At 36.5% G+C, this 25,893-nt stretch carries 18 protein-coding genes; 12 read left to right on the top strand and 6 right to left on the bottom strand.

The window, feature by feature from the left end; genetic code table 11:
- The first annotated feature begins 173 nt into the window (after positions 1–173).
- The 11 genes from SJY37_RS01510 (at position 174) to rlmB (ending at position 18,936) form a co-directional block, all read left to right on the top strand.
- Positions 174–3,203: a SusC/RagA family TonB-linked outer membrane protein gene (locus tag SJY37_RS01510; protein WP_298328899.1), complete on the top strand. Its 3,030-nt coding sequence runs from the start codon at positions 174–176 to the stop codon at positions 3,201–3,203.
- Between the two features lie 13 nt (positions 3,204–3,216).
- The gene (locus SJY37_RS01515) at positions 3,217–4,668 is read left to right on the top strand and encodes a RagB/SusD family nutrient uptake outer membrane protein (RefSeq protein ID WP_298328902.1); all 1,452 of its coding nucleotides are present in this window, start codon (positions 3,217–3,219) and stop codon (positions 4,666–4,668) included.
- A gap of 18 nt (positions 4,669–4,686) precedes the next feature.
- Entirely contained in the window at positions 4,687–5,541 is an 855-nt protein-coding gene (locus SJY37_RS01520) for a hypothetical protein (RefSeq protein WP_298328905.1), read from the top strand.
- A 457-nt stretch (positions 5,542–5,998) separates the two neighbouring features.
- Positions 5,999–9,202, top strand: a complete 3,204-nt coding sequence (locus SJY37_RS01525; RefSeq protein ID WP_298328908.1) for a SusC/RagA family TonB-linked outer membrane protein — start codon at positions 5,999–6,001, stop codon at positions 9,200–9,202.
- A 4-nt stretch (positions 9,203–9,206) separates the two neighbouring features.
- The gene (locus tag SJY37_RS01530) at positions 9,207–10,805 is read left to right on the top strand and encodes a SusD/RagB family nutrient-binding outer membrane lipoprotein (protein WP_298328911.1); all 1,599 of its coding nucleotides are present in this window, start codon (positions 9,207–9,209) and stop codon (positions 10,803–10,805) included.
- Positions 10,806–11,139: 334 nt separating this feature from the next.
- Positions 11,140–14,334, top strand: a complete 3,195-nt coding sequence (locus SJY37_RS01535; RefSeq protein ID WP_298328914.1) for a SusC/RagA family TonB-linked outer membrane protein — start codon at positions 11,140–11,142, stop codon at positions 14,332–14,334.
- A gap of 12 nt (positions 14,335–14,346) precedes the next feature.
- The gene (locus tag SJY37_RS01540; protein ID WP_298328919.1) at positions 14,347–16,038 is read left to right on the top strand and encodes a SusD/RagB family nutrient-binding outer membrane lipoprotein; all 1,692 of its coding nucleotides are present in this window, start codon (positions 14,347–14,349) and stop codon (positions 16,036–16,038) included.
- A gap of 7 nt (positions 16,039–16,045) precedes the next feature.
- A complete protein-coding gene (locus SJY37_RS01545; protein ID WP_298328922.1) occupies positions 16,046–16,957 on the top strand; it encodes a hypothetical protein in 912 nt (303 codons plus the stop codon).
- Between the two features lie 58 nt (positions 16,958–17,015).
- Positions 17,016–17,849 (top strand): hypothetical protein, encoded by an 834-nt coding sequence (locus SJY37_RS01550; RefSeq protein ID WP_298328925.1) that lies wholly within the window; start codon positions 17,016–17,018, stop codon positions 17,847–17,849.
- 75 nt (positions 17,850–17,924) lie between these two features.
- Positions 17,925–18,206 (top strand): hypothetical protein, encoded by a 282-nt coding sequence (locus SJY37_RS01555; protein ID WP_298328928.1) that lies wholly within the window; start codon positions 17,925–17,927, stop codon positions 18,204–18,206.
- Positions 18,190–18,936, top strand: a complete 747-nt coding sequence (gene rlmB / locus SJY37_RS01560; protein ID WP_298328931.1) for a 23S rRNA (guanosine(2251)-2'-O)-methyltransferase RlmB — start codon at positions 18,190–18,192, stop codon at positions 18,934–18,936. Before SJY37_RS01555 ends, rlmB begins: the two co-directional genes overlap by 17 nt.
- Here rlmB and SJY37_RS01565 read toward each other — a convergent pair.
- A complete protein-coding gene (locus SJY37_RS01565; protein WP_298328935.1) occupies positions 18,931–19,686 on the bottom strand; it encodes a rhomboid family intramembrane serine protease in 756 nt (251 codons plus the stop codon). The genes rlmB and SJY37_RS01565 overlap by 6 nt on opposite strands.
- Before the next feature lie 99 nt (positions 19,687–19,785).
- Between SJY37_RS01565 and SJY37_RS01570 the strand changes: the two genes are divergently transcribed.
- The gene (locus tag SJY37_RS01570) at positions 19,786–21,063 is read left to right on the top strand and encodes a replication-associated recombination protein A (protein ID WP_298328939.1); all 1,278 of its coding nucleotides are present in this window, start codon (positions 19,786–19,788) and stop codon (positions 21,061–21,063) included.
- 7 nt (positions 21,064–21,070) lie between these two features.
- Here SJY37_RS01570 and SJY37_RS01575 read toward each other — a convergent pair whose 3' ends face one another.
- From SJY37_RS01575 to SJY37_RS01595, 5 genes are read right to left on the bottom strand one after another with little or no spacing between them, the layout of a single operon-like run.
- Entirely contained in the window at positions 21,071–21,901 is an 831-nt protein-coding gene (locus SJY37_RS01575; RefSeq protein ID WP_298328943.1) for a hypothetical protein, read from the bottom strand.
- Positions 21,902–21,908: 7 nt separating this feature from the next.
- A complete protein-coding gene (locus SJY37_RS01580) occupies positions 21,909–23,315 on the bottom strand; it encodes a DUF5723 family protein (protein ID WP_379952716.1) in 1,407 nt (468 codons plus the stop codon).
- A gap of 1 nt (position 23,316) precedes the next feature.
- Positions 23,317–23,877, bottom strand: a complete 561-nt coding sequence (locus SJY37_RS01585) for a hypothetical protein (RefSeq protein WP_298328949.1) — start codon at positions 23,875–23,877, stop codon at positions 23,317–23,319.
- A gap of 56 nt (positions 23,878–23,933) precedes the next feature.
- Entirely contained in the window at positions 23,934–24,617 is a 684-nt protein-coding gene (locus tag SJY37_RS01590; protein ID WP_298328952.1) for a YjjG family noncanonical pyrimidine nucleotidase, read from the bottom strand.
- Complete coding sequence (locus SJY37_RS01595; RefSeq protein WP_379952717.1) at positions 24,610–25,893, bottom strand: polysaccharide deacetylase family protein; 1,284 nt, start codon at positions 25,891–25,893, stop codon at positions 24,610–24,612. The genes SJY37_RS01590 and SJY37_RS01595 overlap by 8 nt, the downstream gene beginning before the upstream one ends.

Raw genomic sequence — 25,893 nt, forward strand, 5'->3', positions numbered from 1 at the left:
TATACAATAGAAAATTCTAATCAAAACGTAAACAGTTAAATTTTACAAGGGGTTATCACAAAAAAGAGTTAACGATAAGTTAAAGTTAATTTTTCTTAATTATTTTAACAAAAAAGGTTGTGATTCAAATAATGTTATTACAGAATTTTGCTAGAAATAAACAAATTTTTTTTATGAAAACACTTTTACAAAAAGTACTTGTTCTTTGTACTATTTTAAGTGCCTCCGCCCTGTTTGCACAGGGTCGTATCATTACGGGTACGGTAACTGAGGCTAATGGACCACTTCCAGGAGCGACAGTGGTAATCAAAGGTACCTCTACAGGTACTCAAACAGATTTTGATGGAAACTTTTCTATTGAAGCAGCATCAAGTGATGTTCTTTCTTTTAGCTATGTTGGATTCAAAACTTTAGATATTCAAGTTGGTAATCAAAACTCAATCAACGCTACACTTGAAGCCGACAACTCTCTAGCAGAGGTTGTAATTACTGGTTACGGAAGTCGCTCTAGAGATTTATCTACAGCAGCTACTACAACTGTAAGTGCTGGTTCTATTGAAGATTTTGTACCATCTACGAGTGTAGACAACATTCTTCAAGGTAAAGCTGCCGGTGTACAAGTAACTGCTGCAAATGGACGACCAGGTCAAACTGCATTTGTACAGATACGTGGTGTAGGATCTATTAACGCCGCAACAACTCCATTATATGTAATTGATGGTGCCCCTATTGAGGCTGAGTTCGTTAACAACATTAACCCTAACGATATTGAGACTTTAACTATTCTTAAGGATGCTGCTACAGTATCTAAGTATGGTTCAAGAGGAGCAAACGGAGTTATCTTAATTACTACAAAGAGAGGTAGAAGTAAGGACGCTAAATTTGTATTTAGATCTTCTATAGGAACTAGTGAGAGAATTGCAGATCCATTTGATTTAATGAATGCATCTCAAAAATTAGAACTTGAAAGACAATATGCTGCATTAGGTGTTCCTCAAGCTCAGGGACTCCCTGGTGCTACAGCAACACCAGAACAATTAGCTACATTTATTGAAAATGATACTAATTGGGAGGATGCACTTTTAAGAAAAGGTTATATACAATCTAACTCTCTCGCTATATCTGGAGCAGATGAGAAAATCAACTACTTTTTATCACTTGGATATGACAAAAACACGGGTATTATAGATCGTATAGATGGTTTTGAGAGAATTTCTGCTCGCCTTAACACAACTTACGAGGCTAGAGATTGGCTAACAGTAGGGACAAACATTTCTGCATCTAGAAGTACAACAGATCTACCAAGAGACCGTAATAACGTTCAAAACCCATTCAGATTTTTATACGATGCAAACCCTTATGAAACTCTATTCTTAAGAGATGGAAATAATGAGGTAGTAACTAATGCTGATGGTGAACCACAATTCAACCCTACAACTTCAGGATTCCCTGTTGCTCAAGCACTTATTACTGAGCCATCTTCAGAAACTAACTTCTTACTTGTTGGTAATATCTTTGCTGATATTAAATTTTCTGATAAATTTTCAAACAGATTTGCTGTTGGTACAACTACCAACAGAGGCAGAACTGTAGCTAGATCTATTGCTGGCGGAACACTTGATCCTATAGTTGGAGATTCTGACTTTCCAGGAACTCAAAGAGAATCAATGAATGTAGATTTCCAATATAATGTGAGTAACGTTTTTGGTTACAAAGATACATTCGGCGAAAAGCACAACATTAGTGCAGATGTACTTTTAGAGTACAATGAAAGAATTTTTACTCGTACAAATGTTTCTGGTAGAGGATTTCCGACACCGGATATTGCATTCTTAGATGTAGCTGCTGATTTTAGTACAGGAGGATCTACAGAAGTACGTAATAGCTTATTCTCACAAGGACTTTTCGTTGATTATGATTACGATGGTAAGTATCTTGTTTCTGCATCAGTAAGAAATGACGGATCATCTCGCTTTGGCCCTGAAAATCAAAATGCTGTTTTCTATAGTGGAAGTGCTGCTTGGAATATTTCCAAAGAAGACTTTATGGAAGGAAGCGTATTTAGCGATTTAAAACTTAGAGCTTCTTACGGTAGTTCTGGTAACCAAAACATTGGAAACAATCAATTTGTGAACCTAATTGGATTTGGAACTTATAATGGAAATAGCTCTGCAGTACCAGGTGGTATAGCAAATCCTGATATCAAATGGGAACAACAATTTCTTGCCGACATAGGTGTTGAATTTGGATTATTCAATGACCGTATTACTGGTGTTGTAGATTACTACGTAAAAACTTCTGAAGACCTTCTTTTAAACAGACCTATTTCAGGACTTGTAGGAGATGGAAACAACGGAATTTTATCGAACATTGGTAAAATTGAAAACTCTGGACTAGAAGTTGCTTTAAATTTTGATGCTATCAAAACTGAAGACTGGAGAGTATCCTTAGGAGGTAATGTTGCTTTCCTTGATAACGAAGTTAAAGAATTAGTAGACGGTGACGATATTAACAACGGAAATACCATTCTACGTGTAGGTGAGGAAATCAACACATTTTTCCTAGTAGAATATGCTGGCGTAAATCCTGCAAATGGAGAGCCTCTTTATCTTACTGCAGACGGAGATGTAACAAACCAATACAGTGCTGATTTCGCTAAGACATTAGAAGGCAAGTCACCACTTGCAAATATAGAAGGTGGATTTTACGGAAATGTACGTTACAAAGGATTTGGACTTCGTGGTGATTTCGTTTTTAAAGCTGGAAACTACATTCAGAACTTCCAAAGATCTGCGGGTGTAAGTATTGGCAATATTGATGCTAACCAAAGAGTTGAAGCTTTTAATTACTGGCAACAACCGGGAGATCAAAATGTTCTTCCAAACCCATTGTACGAAGCAACAGCAGATCAAACCTCTACTAGATTTTTAGAAAAAGGTGATTATGTTAGACTAAGAACATTAACTCTTTCTTACGACATCCCTAGTCAACTACTAGATAGAACAGGTCTTTCCTCAGTTAGAATTTACGGAACTGGACAAAACTTACTAACATTTACTGACTATGAAGGAGATCCAGAAATTGGAATTGGTTCTGCTGAAAATAGCGCACCTGGTAACGCTGGATTCGTTGCTGGACAGTTTTCTCTATTTAGCTACCCTCAAACTAAGTCACTTACATTTGGTGTTGACATCGGATTTTAAAATAAAATAAAATATGAAAACAATAAAAACGATACTTACGATTTTCATCATGACACTAGGACTTACGTCTTGTGATGATGAATTAGAGATCGCACCTTTCATTCAAGGAGATGCGGATACTTTTTACAATAGTGTAAATAATTTTGAGATTGCTCTTAATGGAATGTACAGTTCATTCTTTGGGTACTACTCAAATGGTTCTGGTGTTCAAGGACTTCCTGACATTCTTTCGGATAACGCGATTATAGCTAGAACTGGAAGAGGGTCAAATCAAGTTTTTTCTGACTTCACTTACGGAGCAAATAATGGTGGTTACATCACCAATGTATTCAATGGAGCTTATACTACTATTCGTAGAGCAAACTTGATGATATCTCAGATTGATAATATTGATGGTGAAGCAGAAAGAGATAATATTCTTGGACAAGCCCTTGCAGGTAGAGCTTTCGCTCACTTAGACCTAGTACGTACTTATGGAAAAATACCTACACAAAGCGCTGATGCAAACGCATCACTTGGTATTACATACATAAAAGAACCTATTGACGCGTTAAGTCAATTATCTAGAGAAACCGTAGCTAGTAATTATGAGAACATAATTGCTGACCTTACTGATGCTCTTGCCCTTATAGATGATACAACTCTTGCCGGAGAGGACAAAATTGAAGGAGTTTTCAATAAGAACTCTGTAAGAGGAATGTTAAGCAGAGTATACTTATACACTGGAGACTATGATGCTGTAATTGATATTGTAGACGAAATAACGGCTCCTTTAGCAACGAGAACTCAAATACCAGGCGTATACACAGATTCTAATGACAATGGACTTCTTGTTGAATTTGCTGTTAATACAGCTTCTGAAAGTGGCTTTAACAATGTTGGCGTTATTTACAGCCAAACAATTAATGGAGCTACCGTTTCAGAATTTGCTGTTGACTTTGGACTTTTTAATGAATTAGACATTACAGATGTACGTAGAAACATTGTAGCTTTCTCAGCTTCAAATGAAGGTAACACTTATAATGGCATCAACAAGTTTATTGGAGAAACTGACCAAGTGAATGGTCGTGTAGATATCAAAGCCTTAAGAGTAGCAGAAGCTATTTTAAACAAAGCAGAAGCTCAATTTGAGTTAGGTTTAGAAGGTGATGCTCTAATAACTTTAGATTTGCTAAGAGCACAGAGATTCTCTCCTTTCTCAATCGGAACAGAGACTGGGCAAGATCTTGAAGATGCTATTCAACTAAATCGTCGTATAGAACTTGCTTTTGAAGGTCATCGTTTTTATGATCTAAAGAGACGTGGTGAAGCTATCGAAAGAGGTACTTTTGGTGATTTATCAGATGGATCTGGGACCCCTAATACTACTCAAACAATTGAAGCTGGAAACTTTAGGTTCCAATTACCAATTCCTCAAGCTGAGATCAATGTAAATCCAAATTACACTCAAAACGAGGGTTACTAATCTTAAAACATATTTATAATGAATAAATTAAAATATATCGCAGCTAGTTTACTAGTAGGATTTATGACTCTTACTTCATGTGAGGACGCAGAAATCCCTCAAGTGGACACAGAAAACGGTAGAGCAATAGCTGGCTTTAACGGAGCTATTTCTAATCCTAAAATAGTTTTTGACCCTTCTCAAAATTTTGAGAACACTATCACAGTTGGAGTTTCAACAGTATCAGATGTAGATAGAGCTGTAGTGCTTAGTCTTAATGAAGACGACACTACCCTTCCTTCATCTTTTTATGAGATAAGCACACTTAATCCTGTAATTACTGCTGGTTCATTTACAACAGACATTACAATTACTACCATCGGTACTTCTGATTTACCAAGTACATCTGACATAATCGCATTAGATTTAGTATCTGTAGAGGCGTCAGAAATACTTACTGAAAGTGAGGATCGTCTTAATATATCTCTGACTATCCAGTGTCCTACAGTAGAAACTGATAATATTCCTGGTACTTATACCATTATACAGGATGATTTTGGAACTACTGTTGGCGATAATACATTTGAACTTATCGCTGGCCCTGGTGCAAACGAATACACTATGGTTAACCCATTTGATCACCCAAATCCAAACGATGGTGGTGCTCAAAGTTATAATGTAATTATAGAGATAGATCCAAGTTCAGGAGTTTCAAGAATAGCACGTCAAGACGCTTGGCACTGTGATAACTTTGGCTGTGGATTTGGTCAAGGTAGAGTTGACGGTACGGGTATCACTCTTACATGTATCAACCAAATTCAATTTCCTGGTCTTCGTCATACTGTTGATGCTGGAAGTTTTGGATCTTTTGCTTTCATAATAGAAAAGCAGTAAGCTAGATTAAATTAATATAATTTTCCTAAAGGGCTGTCTAAGTAATTAGACAGCCCTTTTTTCATTTAAACCAAATACGCTTTCGCGAAAGCGAAACACCGATAAGTAAATTATAAGAACAGAAAAAAAACATAAAATTCTAATAATTACAATCATTTTGAAATCATTAAATCATTCGAATTTTAAAACCGTAATATTCTAAATAAAACACATAATCAACTCCCTAAATTTATATAGACTCAAAAGCATTTGTTAAACAAAACTTATAACTAAGGGGTAAATTGTTAAATTTTAAGAAGTTCAATCACTCATTAACAACTATTTAACATCTACATATGTTAAACAAAATTCATTATTATGGCATTTTTGTTAACGCATTCCCAATTTCGTTAAAAGCGTACTAATTAGGTTTCTTTATGACTTTATTTGGAACGGCTAATTCAAATAATTTATAAAAATGAAAACAAAGTTTAGTGGAATTTTAACGCTATTACTAGCGTTTGTAGTGCAAGTTTCGTTTGCACAATTAACAGTGACTGGAACGGTGAAAGACGACACCGGCGTACCACTTCCAGGAGCAAATGTTCTTTTGAAAGGAACAAACACAGGTACACAAACAGATTTTGACGGTAATTACTCAATAGAAGCAGAGCAAGGACAATCTCTTGTCTTTACTTATGTAGGTTTTACTGACCAAACTATATTGGTAGGTACTTCTTCTACTATTAATGTAACCTTAGCTGCTGGAGATGCTCTTGACGAAGTTGTGATTACTGCATTAGGTATTTCTAGAGAAAAGAAATCTCTAGGTTACTCAACTCAAGAAGTTTCTGGTGAAGAAATTGCCGAGACTAGGAATCCAAATGCGCTTAACTCGATCTCTGGTAAAGTAGCCGGAGTTCAAATCTCTAATGCCACAGGTAACTTAGGGGGTTCTACACGCATTGTAATTCGTGGTGCATCATCTATTACAGGTGAAAACAGACCTCTTATTGTTGTAGATGGAATTCCATTAGACAACAGTAACTACAACTCTTCATCTACTCAATCTGGTGGAGGTGGAAGAGATTACGGTGATGCTGGTTTTGATATTAATCCGGATGACATCGCAACTATGAACGTTCTTAAAGGTGGACCTGCAGCTGCACTTTACGGATCTAGAGCAAGTAATGGTGTAATACTCATTACTACTAAATCTGGAAAAAAAGGAAGAGCTGAAGTTACAGTTAACTCGGGTATTACATTTGAAACTGTAAACATCCTCCCTAAAATTCAAAAACTCTACGGAGGTGGTGCTGGAGATGCTAGTACCATTGGTCAAGCTGGGTTCAATCAAGCGACTATAAACGGAACTACATATGATGTAGTTGATTATGGTACTGATGAATCATGGGGACCTAGATTTGAAGGACAACAAGTACTACACTGGGATGCTTTTGATCCTGAATTTGCAGATGATTTTCTTCAAACTCGTGCTTGGTCAGCTCCTAAAAACAACATTGATTCATTTTGGGACACTGGCGTTTCTTACAACAATGGAGTATCATTCTCACAAGGAACAGATAAATCAACAATGCGTTTGAGTGCTAACAACACTAGAACTGATGGTATTGTACCGAATTCAAACTTAAGAAAGAATTCAATTAACTTTAACGCTACTAGCCAGATATCTGATAAGTTAAAAGTGGAAGCAATTGTAAACCTTACTGTTACTGAAGGATTTAACAGACCTGCTTCTGGTTATACCGGTGCTGGTGTAGTACAACAATTATATCAATTTGGACAGACTTCTCTTGATTATAGTCGTCTAAGAGATTACAAACTAGCTGATGGATCACAAAGACCTTGGAATAGAATTTCTGCTACAAACGGAAATCCAAGATACTCAGACAACCCGTACTGGACCTTGTATGAAAATACTGCAAAGGACAAAAGAACTCGTTGGTACGGTAACTTAGGAGCTACGTATAATTTTACAGATGACTTTTATGTTGTAGGTAAAGTATATGCAGATACTTATGATTTTAGAATCAATGAAAGAGTTGCTGTAGGATCTCAGGGAGTTGCAGGTTATGCAGAATCTGATCGTGACTTTGAAGAAATAAACTACGAAGCGCGTGTTCACTACGATAAAAAATTCTTTGATAATAAAGTGAGCCTTAATACATTTTTAGGTACAAACAGAAGAGATGCCGAATTCCACAGACTTTCAGCAGCAACTTCAGGAGGACTCGTAGTTCCAGGACTTTACACAATTAGTAATTCAGCAGATCCAGCACAAGCAACTGAATTTGACTCAAGAAAGCGCGTCAATAGTGTTTTTGGATCTGTGTCAGTAGGATATGACAACTTTGCATATTTAACGTTTACAGGAAGAAATGACTGGTCCTCTACTCTACCAGCAGATAATGCTTCATTCTTTTACCCAAGTGTAAATGGTAGTCTTGTGTTTTCTAATCTTATAGAGGCAGAGTGGCTTTCATTTGGTAAAATACGTGGTGGATATGCCGAAGTAGCAAGTGATACTGACCCTTATTCTCTAGCAACTATATTTAGTGCATCAATTCCATTTTTAGGTGATGTACCTTTTAGCACTTCTAATACAAGTCAAAATCCAAATCTTGAACCAGAATTCAAAAATACTTATGAGTTTGGTTTAGAGATGGCATTTTTACAAAATCGTATTAGTTTTGACCTTACTTATTATAATGAAGAAACTTCTAACCTAATCACACCTGTTCAGGTTGATCCTTCTACTGGTTTCTCTTCCACATTTACAAATGGCGGAACATTGAGAAACCGTGGTATTGAGGCTTTAGTTAATGCGACAGTTATCCAAACAGAAAATTTTTCTTGGGATACAACTTTTAACTTCTCAAAGAACAACAATGAGCTACTTGAGCTAATAGATGGCGTAGAATCTTTACAGATAGCAAGTTTTCCATTCAACTCGGTTACATTAAACGCCGTTGTTGGTGAACCTTATGGAATTATTAGAGGAACAAACTTTGTTTTTGATGATCAAGGGAATAAAGTAGTAAACTCAAATGGAAGTTTTGCAGAGACTCAGGACCAAGAGAATTTAGGAACTATTTTACCTGATTTTAATTTAGGTATCAGAAATACTTTCCGCTATAAAAATTTAAGTTTAGGATTTTTAGTAGATATTCAAGAAGGTGGAAAGTACAGATCATTAACAAACATCTGGGGTAACTATTCTGGTATTCTTGAACAGACTGCTACAGATAATAAACGTGAAGTAGGTACTGTATTGGAAGGAGTAACAGGAACGGTTACGTATGACGCAAATGGAGATTACACAGTTACTGACACAGCAGCAAATACACAAGTAATTTCTGCTCAACAAGAAGGTACTGATTACTTTTTTGGACCAGACGCAGCTAACGTATTTGATGCAGATTATATTAAATTAAGAGAAGTGTCTCTAAGCTATAGATTACCTTCAGAATGGATTAAAAACCTTGGAGTATCTGATGTTATGCTTTCAGCTTTTGGTAGAAACTTAGGTGTTTGGGGTCTAGATAATGACAACTTTGATCCAGAAGTAGCTACTTCAGGAAGTGGAAATATTCAAGGCTCTGAAGGAGGATCGCTTCCATCAACAAAGAGCTACGGGTTTAACGTACAATTAAAATTTTAAGAAAATGAAAACTAAATTTTTTATAATTATGATGCTAGTCATCGCTGGCGCATTCACCTCATGCACCGATGACTTAGTTGAACTGAATATCAATCCGAACCAACCAGAGGTTGTTCCAACCGCTAATATATTTTCAAGCGCAACGAAACAATTTACTGATTTTTCAAGAAGTGGATTTAATGAAGGTCGTCTTACGTTGCCATGGATGCAATATTGGGGACAAACTGCTTATGCCGATGAAGATAGATTTCTTTATCGAGAAACTACTGCTGAGTCAATTTACAACAACACGTACTTGACGATGACAGATTTCAAAGCAATATTGGATCTAAATACAAATGAAGAAACAAGAGGAGATGCAGCAGCATCAGGAAATAATGACAATCAAATTGCTGCTTCACGCATCATGTTATCTTATATGTTTTATGAGTTGACAAATTTCTTTGGAGATGTACCTTATTACTCTTATGGATCTGATAATGAAACTTTCCAAGCTGCACAATTAGATGCTGGTAACTTTACACCGGTGTTTGCTGCTCAACAAGATATCTACACAGATATCCTTAAAGAGCTTAGAGAATCTGCAGATATGATTAATGAAGATGAACTTGTATTCACTAACGGTGATAACATTTTCAATGGAGATGCGACAAAATGGAAAAAGTTTGCGAACTCACTTATCTTAAGAGTTGCTACGACTATCAAAGGTGTTGACGCTGGTGCATACCAAACAGCTTTTGACGCAGCAATTGCTAGCGGAGTAATGACATCAAATGATGATAATGCTTCACAAGCTTATGACACTGCAGATGCAAATGCATCTCCATTATGGGGAGCATTTCTTACAAGAACTGACTTTGCGGTAGCCGCTCCTTTTGTTGAACTACTTAAAGGTGAAAGAGGAAACTTTGATCAAGATCCAAGATTATTTCAAATGGCAGTGCCAATTTCTGTTGACATTGAAGATGTAAAATCTGGTACTGCTGCAGTAACTATGGACTATGATGACTATTTAGGAGTACCATATGCATTCAGAAATACTAACTTTCTAGATAGAACTACATATTCATATCCAAGTAGTAATGTAATTAAACCAGATTATCGCGAGATACTAATGGAATATGCAGAGGTACAGTTCTTAATTTCTGAAAGAAATGGTTTCGCACAAGCAAACTATGAGAATGGAGTTACAGCAAGTATGGAAAAATGGGGAGTTCCTGCGGCAGACATCGCTACTTTTGTAGGTAACTTACCAGCGGCTAATCAAGCCAACGTATTAAATCAAAAATATATTGCTTTATATATGCAAGGACATCAAGCTTACACTGAATATAGAAGAACAGGTTTTCCTGATATTCTAGTTCAAGTAGACGAAACTGTTGCATTAGCTCAAGAACAGATTGATGGACTTGCTCCAGAAAACAGAGTTGAAAGCTATGTATTTGAAGCTGGTCCTGTTGACCCTTCAGTATCTGACTTACCTTTTAGACTAAGATACCCACAAGTATTACAAACTCTAAACGGAGCAAATAGAGATGCTGCGGCAGCTAACTTATCAAATGGTGATTTAATAATCAGTAAACTATTTTGGGACGTTAACTAAACATTTCTTATTAATATCTAAAAAGCCACTCATGTCATGAGTGGCTTTTTTTTATTTATAAATCCCGTTTCAAAAACCATAATTCATGGTAAGAATTACACAATGCAAGCATGTTAAAAACATATCGAATTTTCACATTTTTTTCAATTTTGTTAACAATTCAATATTAAAACCTACACATCTGTATTTGAGATAGTTACACAACAAAACCTTAAGAGACTCTTAATAAATATCACGATTACAATCATTTAAAATCTAATTTCCGTTAAAGAAATATTAATTTTTATATATAAAATGTTATTTTAGCCATGGCTAATTCAAATAATTTATAAAAATGAAAACAAAGTTTAGTGGAATTTTAACGCTATTACTAGCGTTTGTAGTGCAAGTTTCCTTTGCACAGACAACAGTTTCCGGAACTGTTACCGAAGAAAATGGTCCTTTGCCTGGTGCAAATGTCATTATTAAGGGAACATCAACCGGAACCCAAACAGATTTTGATGGTAACTACTCAATTCAAGCAAGTGCAACAGATGTACTTGTTTTTAGTTTTGTAGGTTTTACTACAAAAGAAGTTACAGTAGGTGGTCAAACAACTATTAATATAGGTTTGGCTGCAGACAATGCACTTGAAGAAGTAATTGTAACTGCACAAGGTATTAAAAGAGAAAAGAAAGCTCTTGGATATGCAGTTACTTCGATTTCAAGTGAGGAAATTGAAAACAAACCTGTAGGTGATGTAGGAAGACTACTCCAAGGTAAAGCACCAGGTGTACGTATTACATCTACTGGAGGTGTAGCTGGATCAGGAACAAACATTATAATTAGAGGTTATTCATCAATTGGTGGAAGTAATCAACCACTTTTTATCGTTGATGGAGTACCTTTCTCATCTGACACTAACCAGTCAGGGAGTTTTATAACAAGTTCAAATACAGCTTCAAGATTTGGAGATTTAGATCCAAATAATATTGAAAGCATGAGTGTTCTAAAGGGACTATCTGCTACCGCACTGTATGGTGAAGAGGGTAAAAATGGTGTAATTCTTATTACCACTAAGAGTGGGGCTAATCGCAAGAACAAAACAGAAGTTACGGTTTCTTCTTCATTATTCTTTAATGAAATTAGACTTCCAGATTACCAAAACACTTATGGTGGTGGATTCTTTCAGGATTACGGACCTTTCTTCTCAAACTGGGGATCGGCTTTTTCTAGCCAAGAGACAATACCTAATGCATTCTTAGGAGCTTTTCAAAACATTGATCGTTTTGATGGTGTATTGCCATCGGAAGTTTTTCCAGGTCGTACTGATTTAGATGCAACGAGTGTAGAATACAGACCTTATGACAGTCAAGAGCAATTTTTTAGAACTGGGGTAATTAGCAATACTTCTATTAACCTAGCAGGATCTTCAATGTCTAAGGATGGAAGAGCTTCAAATTTCAGCTTAAATTACTCTCACCTTGAAGATCAGTCATTCGTACCAGGGAACACAGTAAGACGAAATAACTTTAGTTTAGGTGGAGCTGCAGAATTGAGTAACAATTTCTCAATATCAGGTAAACTATCTTACGCTAAGTTTGATAAGACTTCTCCAATGACAGATGCTTCATTTGGTAGTGATGTATTTGGTGCGGGAATCGCATCTATCTGGAATGTTCTTTACATACCAAGATCTGTAGATTTATTTGGATCTCCATCATCACTTCCTGATACTGGTGAGTCTATTTGGTACCGTGCAGGTAACGATAGAACTAATCCATTATGGGTTGTTGATAATACAAGAGATAACAACTTAACCAATCGTTTATTTGGTAACACAAACGTTACTTACAAATTTACAGATGATATTAGTTTAACTTACCGTTATGGTTTAGATTACTATGCAGAAGATCAATTTAGAGCTATCAATGCAGGTGCAAACGATGGTGCAAGACCTTTTGGATATTTAAGCACGATTACAAATCAAAACACTATTCATGATCATTCTGTTTTATTCAACTTAGATAAAGACATTATTGAGGATGATTTACGTTTAACTTTTACAGGTGCATTAAACCTAAGAAGAAACGAGTTTAGTCAAGTATCAGTTCAAAGTGATAGACAATTAGCAAATGCTTTTGGATTATTTAGACATAGTGTATTTGAAAACAGACTAGCGTCAAGTGGGAACTTCACATCAGAAGAAAACAACAACGCAGTTTATGGTAATGCTACATTAGATTATGGTAACTGGGCATTCTTAAATCTTTCTGCTCGTAATGACTGGTCTTCTGTGTTTGAAGAAGCAAACAGATCTGTATTTTCTTACGGAGGAAGTATGTCTATAGACGTAACTGGCGCTATTCCGTCAATCAAAAATACATTTGTTGATTATCTTAAGGTTCGTGCTGGTTATGGACAAGCTCCAGGATTTGCATCACCTTATAGCACACGTCCAAACTTAGGAATCAATAGTCAAGCATTTAATCTTGGTGGTAATAACATCGCTACAAACAATGTTCAGAACTTCTTACCTAATCCAGATTTAAAGCCAGAGCTTTCAAAAGAATTTGAAGTTGGTATGGAGGCAAGACTTTTCAACAACAGAGTTAGTTTTGATTTCACATACTACAATAAAGATACTGAAGACCAAATTATCAACAGACCTTTACCTGCTGAAAGTGGATTTACATCATTTGCTGATAACTTCGGTAACGTGAATAATAAAGGTATAGAATTAGGGTTTAGAGTAGTTCCTGTAAAAAGCGAAAACTTTGTATGGAGCATTGATGGAAATTACAATGTGAATGAAAATATTGTAACAGACACAGACGGACAAACAGTTCAAATTGCTGGATTTGGTGATGACTTAGGAAACTATGCAATCGAAGATCAAGCTTTCGGTATTATTCAAGGTTCAAGAGTTGCTAGAGATGAAAATGGTAACCTACTTGTTGATGACACAGGATTTTATGTAACTGATAGTAATATTGGAGTAATTGCAGATCCTAATCCAGACTGGACAATGAGTTTAGTAAACGGTTTCAGATACAAAAACTGGAATTTAACTGCTCAAATTGAATATCAACACGGAGGAGACATGTTTTTAAGAACTGTAAACACTCTAGCTGCTCGTGGTTTAACAACTGATACCGATTTTGACAGAACACAAACTTTTATTCTAAACGGAGTAAATCAGAACACTGGACAACCTAATACGGTTCAACTTGCTCCTACAGAGGCGTATTTTGACAACTATGGTTTTGGTGCTGATGAATTTAACGTTTATGATGTTACTAACATCCGCTTAAGAGAACTTGCTGTTGGATATAGCTTCCCTGCAGAACTTCTAGAAAACACTCCATTTGGATCTCTTTCTATTACAGCTCAAGGTTACAACCTTTTTGTTGAAGCAGTGAACACTCCTAAAGGCGTTAATTTTGATCCAGACGTAAACTCTGTTGGAGTTGGTAATGGATTCGGATTTGACTTCCTAACTTCTTGGAATTCTAGAAGATATGGAGCAAGTGTTAAGGTAACTTTTTAAAAAAAATTAAACATGAAACTAAGAACAAAAATAGGATTTGGTTTAGTGGCCGCACTTGGTTTATTTTCCTCTTGTGAAACTACTGAGCTTGAAGGCTTGCTGGATAATCCCAACCAGCTAAGACCAGAACAGATTAATCTTGCCTCAGGTATTGATGGTCTACAATTTCAAATGAACAATGTATTTAGAAGCACATCAGCTGTTGCAGCAGATGCCACACGTTTATCATGGATGTTTGGTACTACATATCAAAATGCATTTAGCCCTGGTTCAGGGGGAGGAGCGTGGAATGCTGCTTATGCAGGAATTCTTTTAGACTCAAACGTGATCATTCCACAATTAGTAGAGCTCGATGCCGCTTATGAAGAAGGAATGGTACGTACTATAAAAGCGTATGCATTGATGACGTTAGTTGACTTCTGGGGAGATGTACCTTTTGATGAGGCTGCCTTAGGTCTTGAAAACTTCAACCCTGCCCTTACACCTGGTGATCAAGTTTATGCTGCAGCGTTAGCAGAATTAGATCTTGCAATTGCGGCATTTGATAGAGATCTAGATCCAGATATCACTACAGGAAGTATTGTAGGAGGAGATATTCCTTTAAACTTATTTTTTGCTGGTGACGATATCGGATCGCAAACAAATAAGAGTGAAAACTGGAAAAAGTTTGCTACTACGTTACAATTTAAATATCATTTAAATCTTGGTAATGTTACAGAGCTAAATGCTCTTATTGCTAGTGGGGATTTAATAGAAGATATAGAGGACAGCGTTGCACTTCAGTATGGGACGAGTACCAATCCAGAATCAAGAAACCCAGTTTATGTTGCCGAGTATGGTGACGATACTCCTGGAGATTATATTTCAAACAGTTTGATGTACAGAATGGTAGACATCAATGATCAGTATTTCGGAGAAGATCCACGTGCTGCTCATTATTTCTATCGTCAAACTACTGAATTCCCTACAGGGATTACCAATCCATCTATAGGAGATGCATTACCTTGTTTTGATGATCCTTCACCATATGCTCCAGAATTCGTATTCTGTGCGTTTGATTTAACTGATGATAATCCAGCGGCTTATTGGGGACGTGATCACGGAGATTCTGGAGGTATACCACCAGACAATAATTTAAGATCAACTTACGGTTCATACCCTATTGGAGGAAATGTTGATACTGGCGACGGTGGTGGAGTTGGTGATGGCGATGGTATAAACGGAGAAGGAATATCTCCTTTATTAATGGCTTGGCAAGTTGACATGATGAGAGCAGAGGCGGCACTTCGTCTAGGTACTGCAGATCTTGCTGCAAACGTATTACTTCAAAGAGCTATTGAAAAATCAGTATCTTTTGTTACTGCATTTGATAGAGATTTAGCTACAGATGATAATGGAGTAGCTTTTGCTTCAAATGTGATAGCAGATTTTGACGCTGCAGGTTCTGTAGATGATCAACTTCAAATATTAGGAACTCAGTTTTGGATTTCTTGTTATCAAAGTGGAAATGAGTTTTACAACTTTTACCGTAGAACTGGATTCCCTAATAACTTACAACCACACCTTCAACTTGGTGGCGCAGGAGATTTCCCTAGATCGTTATTTTACGTAGGAGGAACTGCAAACTTAAATTTATCTGTACAACAAAAACCAGACTTAAATCAGTCAGTTTTCTGGGCAGACTCATCAATACCTTTAAACTAGTATTATTATGAAAAAGATTAAATTTTTATCTCTTTTTGTTTGTGCACTGGCTTTTTTGACAGCGTGTGAAGATGAAGACAAAAGACTTCTTCCATTTGGTGAGCCAGGTGCGGTAGAGGGACGAGCAGGAGTTTTTGTAACTGCAGATATTACTACAGCAGTTATAGATGGTAACGATGTACCTAACGGAGTATTTGCCTTCACAGTAGGTGCACCTAATAACAATGTTGCCTCTTTTGATATCATAGCGCAACGTAGAACTCCAGCTCCTTCAAGCGAGCAGAGTGAGTTTGCACTTATCCAAACAGTCACTACATTTCCATCAGATATTGTAATTACAACAGGAGATTTAGCTAGCGCTTTTGGATTAACTGTTGATGAACTTGGTCTGGGTGATACATTTGTATTTAGAAATGTAGCTACTGGTACACAAGGTGAAATTGTTGAATTTGACGATTTAGATGCTGATTTGCAATCTGAGGGTGGTCAAATGCAAGGATTTGGATTATCAACACTTATTGTATGTCCATTACCAGATGGTTTTGCTACAGGTGATTATGCTGTTGAAACTACGATTGGTGGTATCTTTGGAGATATTTTTCTTCCACAGACTGTAACGTTAAGTTCAGAGTCAGTCTATCAGAGAAGCTTTGAAGCTAATTATCTTGAACAATTTGGAATTGGTCAACCTGATATGACTTTTACTATAAACTTCCTATGTGGTGTACAAACCGGACGTGATGGTATGGGTACCAATTTAGGATGTGCCGGTGGAGGACTAAGACTTAACTCGTCTGCAAATGCATTACCATACTCTGAAGATGATGATACATCTTTCGTAATCAACTTCACAGAAGATAGTGTAGGTTGTGGTGGAGTTCCTGCAGGAGAAGTACAAATTACTTTAACGAAATTATAAAACATATTGTGTAGGAGGTATTTAAAAATCTCTCCTACACTTTACTTAACTCATTAATATGAAAGCAAATTTTAAGAATATACTCCTTATGAGTGGTTTCGCTGCTTCTTTACTTACCTCTTGTTATAATGACGAGGGAGATGTTAAAGTACTTGAAAACAGCGCAACTGACGTAGTTATAGAGGCTACCATTTCATCTACAAGGGACTTTACAGCTCCAGGTGATTTAATTCCTTTTACAGTTATGTTTAGTCAATCTGTAGATAGTTTATCGTCTGTAGGTATAGAAGCAAGAGCCGATGATACTTCATTTATAAACACTTATTTTGACCTTCCCGCTGGAGCTACTTCGCTTTCAGGAACAGTATTTACTCCTGGAGGAAACGGATTTTCAGCAAGCGGAATAGGTTCTATAAATGACCTTATCGACCTAGAAGTTATTGGATTAGACAGTAATATTGAAGGACAACAAATTTTAGTTAACTCTAACGATGTTCAACTTGACGTATTTGATAGACTTCCTGAGGCAAACTTTGATGCCGCGACTGTTTTGTTTGACTGGACTAATCCAGATGCTAACGATCTTGATTTGGTGATTTTTGGTGATGGTGGAGCTTTAACAGGTTTTACTGGAGATAGATACGAAGAACTTGTACTTTCAAGCGATTTTCCTGATGGAGATTACACTGTACAATTGCAATTCTTCTTTGCTAACGACACTCCTATAGACTACAATGTATTCATCAGATTAGAAGATGGTGCTACTGTAGAGTTTAATGGTCAACAAACGTTTACAGATGCGGAAGTTGCGGCTGGAGCAGTTAACTTTGCTACTATTACAAAAGTAAGCGATGCAGATGGTAATCCTTCTTTCACGGTTGCTTATCTATAAGATAACTATTATTATAATTAAAAAGGGCTACCTTTGTCGAAAGACATGGTAGCCCTTTTCTTTTACAAAATTCTTATGAAAAAAATATACAACTACATCTTTCCTGTTGTCATAATGCTAGTTTTGATATCTTGTGGAAACAATGATGATGATTCTAACAGTGAAGTTCCGTTTGATTGCGGATCATCATTAAGTCAGATTGAAGCAGCTGATGCTGCATATACAGCAGATGCATCTATGTTTAACTGTAGAAGATTAAGAAATCTACTTGCAGATTATGTAGAAAGCGATTGTCCTGCAAATCCTCAATATGAACAACAAATACAACAATTAGACTGCGATGGTGGAATCAACTAAAAAAGACCTACAAATCTTTGGTACTCGTGCCATCATAGAAGCTATACAAGCTGGTAAAGAAATAGATAAAGTTTTCCTTCAAAAAGGACTACATAATCCTTTATTGAGTGAACTCAATACGCTCATCAAAAAAAATGGTGTACAAACTTCACATGTACCTATTGAAAAACTTAATAAACTAACGCAACAGAACCACCAAGGAGCAATTGCAGTAGTGAGCGCAATTTCATATTATGATTTTGAAGAACTTGTAAATGCTGTTGTAGAAACTGAAGCTGCTCCCCTATTTATATTATTAGATCAATTATCTGATGTAAGAAATTTTGGTGCCATCATACGTACTGCAGAGTGTACAGGTGTTCACGGTATTATTATTCCTAAAAAAGGAGGTGCACCGGTAAATGGTGTGGCTATAAAAACCTCGGCAGGAGCTGCATTTAATATTCCTATTGCAAAGGTTGACCACATCAAAGATGCTATTTATTACCTACAAGGATCTGGTGTACAAGTAGTGGCTGCGACTGAAAAAACTGATACTACTTTATTTGAAACGGACTTTACACCACCTACGGCTATAGTAATGGGTCGTGAAGACAGTGGGGTATCTCCTGGCGTTCTCAAAATTGTAGACAAACAGGCAAAACTCCCTCTTAAGGGCTCTATTGCTTCATTAAATGTTTCGGTAGCCTGTGGTGCCTTTCTTTATGAAATAGTTAGACAACGCTCATAAGTCACCTTTTTCAGTTGATTTAGGCTCTTTATACTCATAACTTATCACAATAGTTTCCGTTTCCCCATCTTGGTCAATTTCTGGAGGTAGCTCAAAAAAGTTTCCGTTTTCATCAAACTGCTGCATGAATGGATCTTGTTCTGAAGCATAATCTGGTTGCTCCCAGTTGTATGTGACTGGTTTTGGTACGCTTTCGCGAAAGCATAACGCAACCAATCCTCCAGCTATAAATCCAGATAAATGTCCTTCCCAAGATATAGTCTCACTAGTGGGTAGCGTTCCCCATATGAGACTACCGTATAGAAAGACAACTATTAAGGAAAGTGCAATAAGCCGAAAATGCTTTGCTAGAATCCCTTTAAAAAAGAGAAAAGAAACTAGCGCATATATAACGCCGCTCATACCTATGTGATAGGAAACTCTTCCAATCATCCAAGTACCTGCACCGCTTAAGAGTATTAGAAGCGCCAAAACACGCCAAGATATTTTCCTATAAAAATAAAACAAGGCGGCACTAAGTACAAGTAATGGCACGGTGTTGTGCCATAAGTGTTTAATTCCAGAATGAATAAATGGTGAGAAAATCACACCTCTTATTCCCGATACAGTACGCGGTTTAACACCCCATCTTGTGAAGTCTAAGCCGAACTTTATTTCTACCCAAAATATAATCCACATCACGAGCACAAACAACAATGGGTACACTAATACCCCGTTATAAAACTTAAAATAATCTGCTTCTTTGTTCATAATAATGTGGTTATCTCTTTAACTACAAATTAACGCCCACAGATGAAGTAGATGTAATATTGTCACGAAAGACCTCATCAAAATAGCTATTTTTGTAATATGAATACTCCTCTTGCAGAAAGGTTACGCCCTAAAAAATTAGAAGATTACCTCAGCCAGCAGCACCTTGTAGGTCCTAATGGATCATTACAGCAGGCATTAAAAGCAGGTATTATCCCGTCGCTTATTTTATGGGGGCCTCCAGGCATAGGAAAGACAACCCTCGCTACTATTATCTCTGAAGAGTCTAACAGACCTTTCTACACATTGAGCGCAATAAACAGTGGCGTAAAAGATATACGCGACGTTATTGACAAGGCAAAACAAAGTGGAGGACTTTTTACTCAGAAAAATCCTATTCTTTTTATAGACGAGATTCATAGATTTTCAAAATCTCAACAAGATTCTCTACTAGGCGCAGTAGAGCGTGGTTGGGTCACATTAATAGGCGCTACTACAGAAAATCCAAGTTTCGAGGTTATTCCCGCACTGCTATCCCGTTGTCAAGTATATATCCTAAAACCTTTTGACAAGAAAGATTTAGAATTACTACTTAACAGAGCGATTACAGAAGATAGCATTCTCAAGAAGAAAGATATCACACTTAAAGAAACGGAAGCACTACTATTCTTAAGTGGTGGAGATGCTCGTAAATTGCTCAATATATTTGAACTTATAGTAACTACAGAGCCTCAAAAGGAGGTAATTGTTACTAATGATATGGTCCAATCTAAAGTGCAACAGAATATTGTACGTTATGACAAGACTGGAGAGCAGCATTACGACATAATTTCTGCTTTTATAAAATCAATACGCGGTAGTGATCCTAATGCGGCAGTTTATTGGCTTGCCCGTATGATAGAAGGTGGAGAAGATATTAAATTTATTGCTCGCCGTCTTATTATTGCAGCTTCTGAAGATATTGGTAATGCAAATCCTACGGCACTGGTAATTGCTAATAATTGTTTTCAAGCAGTAACTACAATCGGGTATCCAGAAGCACGAATTATACTCAGTCAGTGCGTGACTTACCTTGCCACCTCACCAAAAAGTAATGCCTCATACCTTGCAATTGGAAAAGCGCAACAGCTAGTAAAACAAACAGGAGACCTATCTGTGCCACTCCCGTTACGTAATGCTCCTACCAAGTTAATGAAAGAAATAGGGTATGGTGATGATTATAAATACTCACATGACTTCCCAGGTAGTTTTGTAAAGCAAGAATTTATGCCACCCGAAATAAGTGGCACCAGGTTTTACGAACCTACTAATAATGCCCGCGAAAAATCTTTACGCGAAAGCTTAAAAGAAAAATGGGGCTCTAAATATGGATATTAAAATTATCCTACTTCTTTATAAAGATCATTTCAATAGGATCTGCAATACCTTTTATAATACGTTCTACAATAAGGCGTCCTTCCTTTAAATACCCCTTACCACTAAATTGCGTTGTTTTCACTTGAAAAGGTGCATCTACATTTACATTAGTCACCTCACCTATTTTTTGAGAATTTTCAAAAAACTGAATAGATGAACCAGCGGTTAGTGCCTCATAAGCACCATCTGTACTAACATAAGATTGTACCGCCAACACAGCTTTTTCGGTAAGTGACTCATTACCTACTTGCTCTTGACTAAAAGCAGTAGACTTAACTATATTCTCTACCTTAGGTGTATTATCTACTGTAAGTCTCTCAACTTTTTCTGTGATAGTAGGTTTTTCTTCAACCACCACAGTGTTATTTTCATGATACGCATAATTAAGCTCTTCAATAGATTCAAAAGCCCTTCTCAATGCTTCATGATAACTTTTCTTATATTCTTTAAGCTTACTAGAACCTTCTTCTGAAATAAAGACTACAGCATCATTACAATCTAATAATTTCACTTGCAATTTGGTTCTAAGCATTCCTGAAGATTCTGTAACATCAGCATAGAGTACATTACAACCATTACGCGTATAATCTAAAGGGAGGTCATCACTTTTTGCGACATAAGCCTCAAAACCGTACTTATTGAAAAGAAATGTAGTTAAGCTATTCATTTGATATTGATCTTTTTCATTTAAAAAATCAAATTTCTCAGGCACAATAACGTACTTGTAATCATTAACAGATTGAGATATTAATGAAGACCCTATAAATACAGTGAATAATAAGCTAAGTAATAATTTCATTTTGGGATTATTTGTTGTTGAAGACTAGCTGCATTCCAAGCTGCAAACTCGCGCCTCTAGCTTTTGCTAGATTTGTAAATTCTAATAAATTATCTGCAGCAAGATAAAGATTAAATTTATCAATTTTTGCACTCATTAGAAGTCCTATGTTTTTACTCGAACGTTTGTCATAAGTATATGTAACTCGCGATAGCAACTTATTGCTCCACTGTTTTTCATAGTAACCCGTAAATGCTGTTTGAACACCTCTAGGCCTTTTTATGCTATATAAATGAGCACCTACTCTATTATTATAATTTCTTTTTGATTGGGACCTACAGTTGCACCCCTCTCTTCTATCCTCACCAAAGGAATACTGTATAGAACCGTTTATTTTTAAGGGACGCCAACTTGTATAGGGATTAGACAGGCTGTCTTCAAGTATAACTGCATCTTCAAACTCATCTTCTAGCTCTTGCCAGTATGAAGTTGTCTCGACTCCTTGTATAGAACCTGGAAATTCAAGCTCAATACCACTCGTGTCGTAATCTCCTGTCGCACTAAAATTTCTAACATCTCCTTTATGTTTTATAAAACCAATATCTATAAGACTTCCTGTAACTGTCCATTGATCATTGAGAAAGTGTGTAAATCCTATGTCTAGCCCCATTCCAATGTTGTCACTTAAGAAAGCATTACTAGCAATTTCACCAACATCAGTAGACTCCTCATCATCAAATAATGATGCAATTCCAGACGTGTTAACTCCTAGTCTTGCATTACGAAGTTGATGACTATAAAAATTAGGACCTTCCGGCGTACTTCTAGTGACAAAGGTTCCAGTGTTATCTATGCTATTTACATTTGCTACGCTCATGTAAACTTTAGCTCTTATTCCTAATTGCCAAGAGTCATTTACTTTTTTCTGTAATCCAAAGTGATAAACAGAGAGTGACTCTGCTGTAAACGAAAGATCAGAAAAGTTAAACGCTCTATCAATATAGTCTGCATTACCTCTATAGGCTAGCACTGCGATGTCTTTAGGGAAATACATGAGTGCGTCTATCTCATGATACAAACCTCCAGAGTAATAAATCTCAGACTTTCTAGATCTCCAACCAAAAGATAGAATCTCTAGCTGCTGATTTAAGCCAAAATAATCCTTATTATCAAGCTCGGCGATGGCAATATCGATAGAGGTATTAATATCACGATCTGACCTAAAAAGGTCATAAGCACTTACTCCAGATGAACCTACCTCAACAGAAAATCCTGATAAAAGTGGTATACCTATATGCTTATCAAAATTAATAACACTAGCAGGATTACTTAGTAGTGACTGAGGTAACTCTTGCACATTATACAGAAGTTGTCTGTTTTGTGCAGATAAAGTACTTAGTGATACTAGAAAGATTATAATAGCTAGTACACGCATATTAAAGGTCTGAAAGTTCTAATGAATAGATTGCTTTACTCTGCAGGGTTAAAACTCCCTCATTTACAATCCCATTTGTGAATAACGTCACTTCATTTACTAGCTGTATGGAATTCCTAATAGCCTCTATATCTTCTTCAGAAAGAATCACTTGATATCTTGTAGTAGCTACCCCCCCATTTTGTGATGCGTTTATAGGAAAGCTCACTTCATATTGAATAACTCCAGCGTCATCTAAAAACAAAGATCTATTTATAAGAGCACTATTAAATGTATTATCAGAACGATATGTGAGCTCTATTTCTTTTAAATTTTCTTGAACCACATTATCATCAAGAAACTCGAGTCTAGTTGTATCTCGCACAACTAATTGAGCAGTATTTGTATTTGCAGTTTCAAAATCTGAAGCACTAAGAGTAAAGAAAACAAGATCTGCATCAATTCTTGGAGTAAGAACAACCTCATCAATACGATCCAAATCTATATCACTTACACAAGAAGCAACTACTAATAGCTGAAGCAGTAATACAATAACAAAATTTATCCGTCTATAATAACCCATATATGATACGTATTGTGTCTTGAAAGATTAAAACGGTAGTTACTCATTTATTATTGCTATAAATGATCTCTAAGCTGCATGATACTCTTAACTTCTTTTATTCCTTGCGGTAATGCTAGTTTGTGGTAATTAAAGCAGATAGCATCCATCCCTACATTTATAGCACCCACTATATCTGCTTCATAAGTATCACCTATCATAATACTAGTACTGGCGGCTGCTCCTGCTTTTTCCATAGCTACATGAAAAATTTTAGGATTTGGCTTTTTTACATTGGCAGACTCGCTAGTGGTCATGGTTTTAAAATAAGGTGCCAGACCTGACTTTTCCATTTTAGTAGTTTGCACCTCCTGAAAGCCATTTGTAATAATGTGCATCTTATAATTAGGCGCTAGATAGTCTAGTAGTTCTATGGTACCATCAAATAGAAAATTATTCTCTGGTAAGTGATTGATGTAATCATCAGAGAGTCTATCAATAATATCATCTGTTACAGAGATACCCATTTTATCAAAAGTCTTTTTAAACCTTCCATAGCGTAGCTGTGCTTTAGTAATGCGCTCTTCTCGATACCATTTCCATTGCTGGAAATTTATAGGACTATAAACTTCTAAGAACTCGTCGTAATTAATAGAAAGATTGTTTAGTTCAAAAATTTTGGCGAATGCTAAACCACTATTACGGTCAAAATCCCATAAGGTGTGATCTAGGTCAAAAAATATATCTGTAATGTTAGCCATCTGCTAGTAAGTGTCTAAAGAGTTTTTTACTGTAAATATCATCAAAGGAATCATTAGAAAAAGAGATTCTAAATACTCCTCCTATGTTTTTAAGGCGATCTTGTAATTCTTTGAGAAGTACAAAATCTATGGTGTGATTTTTATAATTTATGATGACGTCAGACTGCATACATACTGGATTTATCACTAATGGCGTCTGTATCTCATAATCGAGATCGTAATACAAGAATGATTGCGATGTACCTGCTCTAAAGCCTATAATTCCATCATAGCCCATGGTGAAATCTTCTTGAATCTCTTGATCTAAAGCATCACGATATACGTGAGGCAAATTCAATTTAAAATTTGAGATGTGTATACTACGCAATGGTCTGTGCTCTATTTCTTCTAGACGTTTACGTTCTAAACCTAAAGAAATCTTGTCACGTGCTGCCTGTGGTGAAACCAGCAAACCTACTTTGCAATAGTCTGCCACCATTTTTATGGTGCTTTGAAAACTGCGCTTAGAATGCTTTATATTCTTCCCATCCTTACCATAATCTCCTACTTGAAAAAATACCTGAAAGAGACACTTCTCATTTTTCTGCACATTAGTAAGCCACCCAAAGGTGTCATAAGGATCTTTACGAGCGCCTACTAATACCTGCGTTCGTTTTAAAATTTCGCGCAAGCGTAATTTACTTATATCTCGCATATAACCTCCCAGCATACGCAACACACCTAGCTTCCTATATTTGAAAGCCTGAGGCACTGTAACCATCATATGTGTATGGTAGCTGCTGTCCTTTAACTCAATTGCCGGAAAACTATTTACTAGTACCGCTGCAAAGCGATGTATCCAGATATCAATGACTGGCTGCTGTAAAAAACCATGTATTCCCGCCAGACTCTCTGAGGCAGGAAAGCGTCCTAACTCATCTTTTACATGAGGTAAATACTCTTCGTACCTACTTAACAAGTAAAATGTCGCTGCAAAAATATCATAAGGAATCTCTGTAGTTGCTTCTCTTATTTGGAAAAAGCATGGAACTCCATCCCAGTCTTGCACACTTACATCCATAGAGAGCACTCCTTGATCAAAGAGCAAGTCTGTACTTCTTATGTGAAGTTCGTTACCTAATTTTTTATTGGTATATGAAAGTTTAGGTCCCTCGTGAGCAATAAAAGCTTCTAGCTTACTAGTAAACTGCACTGGCACCCCAAGAATACGTGTACATATATGCTTGAATGTATATGAAACACGAGGTGTAATTTTATGCGTATAAACGAGTAACAT

Source organism: Dokdonia sp. R78006, from assembly GCF_042466145.1.
Taxonomy (GTDB): Bacteria; Bacteroidota; Bacteroidia; order Flavobacteriales; family Flavobacteriaceae; genus Dokdonia.

Coding starts and splice junctions, on each gene's coding strand:
- SJY37_RS01575 (WP_298328943.1), bottom strand. CDS start 21,901: ATGAAATTATTACTTAGCTTATTATTCACTGTATTTATAGGGTCTTCA.
- SJY37_RS01540 (WP_298328919.1), top strand. CDS start 14,347: ATGAAACTAAGAACAAAAATAGGATTTGGTTTAGTGGCCGCACTTGGT.
- SJY37_RS01525 (WP_298328908.1), top strand. CDS start 5,999: ATGAAAACAAAGTTTAGTGGAATTTTAACGCTATTACTAGCGTTTGTA.
- SJY37_RS01530 (WP_298328911.1), top strand. CDS start 9,207: ATGAAAACTAAATTTTTTATAATTATGATGCTAGTCATCGCTGGCGCA.
- SJY37_RS01590 (WP_298328952.1), bottom strand. CDS start 24,617: ATGGCTAACATTACAGATATATTTTTTGACCTAGATCACACCTTATGG.
- SJY37_RS01550 (WP_298328925.1), top strand. CDS start 17,016: ATGAAAGCAAATTTTAAGAATATACTCCTTATGAGTGGTTTCGCTGCT.
- SJY37_RS01595 (WP_379952717.1), bottom strand. CDS start 25,893: ATGTTACTCGTTTATACGCATAAAATTACACCTCGTGTTTCATATACA.
- SJY37_RS01515 (WP_298328902.1), top strand. CDS start 3,217: ATGAAAACAATAAAAACGATACTTACGATTTTCATCATGACACTAGGA.
- SJY37_RS01545 (WP_298328922.1), top strand. CDS start 16,046: ATGAAAAAGATTAAATTTTTATCTCTTTTTGTTTGTGCACTGGCTTTT.
- SJY37_RS01565 (WP_298328935.1), bottom strand. CDS start 19,686: ATGAACAAAGAAGCAGATTATTTTAAGTTTTATAACGGGGTATTAGTG.
- SJY37_RS01585 (WP_298328949.1), bottom strand. CDS start 23,877: ATGGGTTATTATAGACGGATAAATTTTGTTATTGTATTACTGCTTCAG.
- SJY37_RS01520 (WP_298328905.1), top strand. CDS start 4,687: ATGAATAAATTAAAATATATCGCAGCTAGTTTACTAGTAGGATTTATG.
- SJY37_RS01535 (WP_298328914.1), top strand. CDS start 11,140: ATGAAAACAAAGTTTAGTGGAATTTTAACGCTATTACTAGCGTTTGTA.
- rlmB (WP_298328931.1), top strand. CDS start 18,190: ATGGTGGAATCAACTAAAAAAGACCTACAAATCTTTGGTACTCGTGCC.
- SJY37_RS01570 (WP_298328939.1), top strand. CDS start 19,786: ATGAATACTCCTCTTGCAGAAAGGTTACGCCCTAAAAAATTAGAAGAT.
- SJY37_RS01555 (WP_298328928.1), top strand. CDS start 17,925: ATGAAAAAAATATACAACTACATCTTTCCTGTTGTCATAATGCTAGTT.
- SJY37_RS01580 (WP_379952716.1), bottom strand. CDS start 23,315: ATGCGTGTACTAGCTATTATAATCTTTCTAGTATCACTAAGTACTTTA.
- SJY37_RS01510 (WP_298328899.1), top strand. CDS start 174: ATGAAAACACTTTTACAAAAAGTACTTGTTCTTTGTACTATTTTAAGT.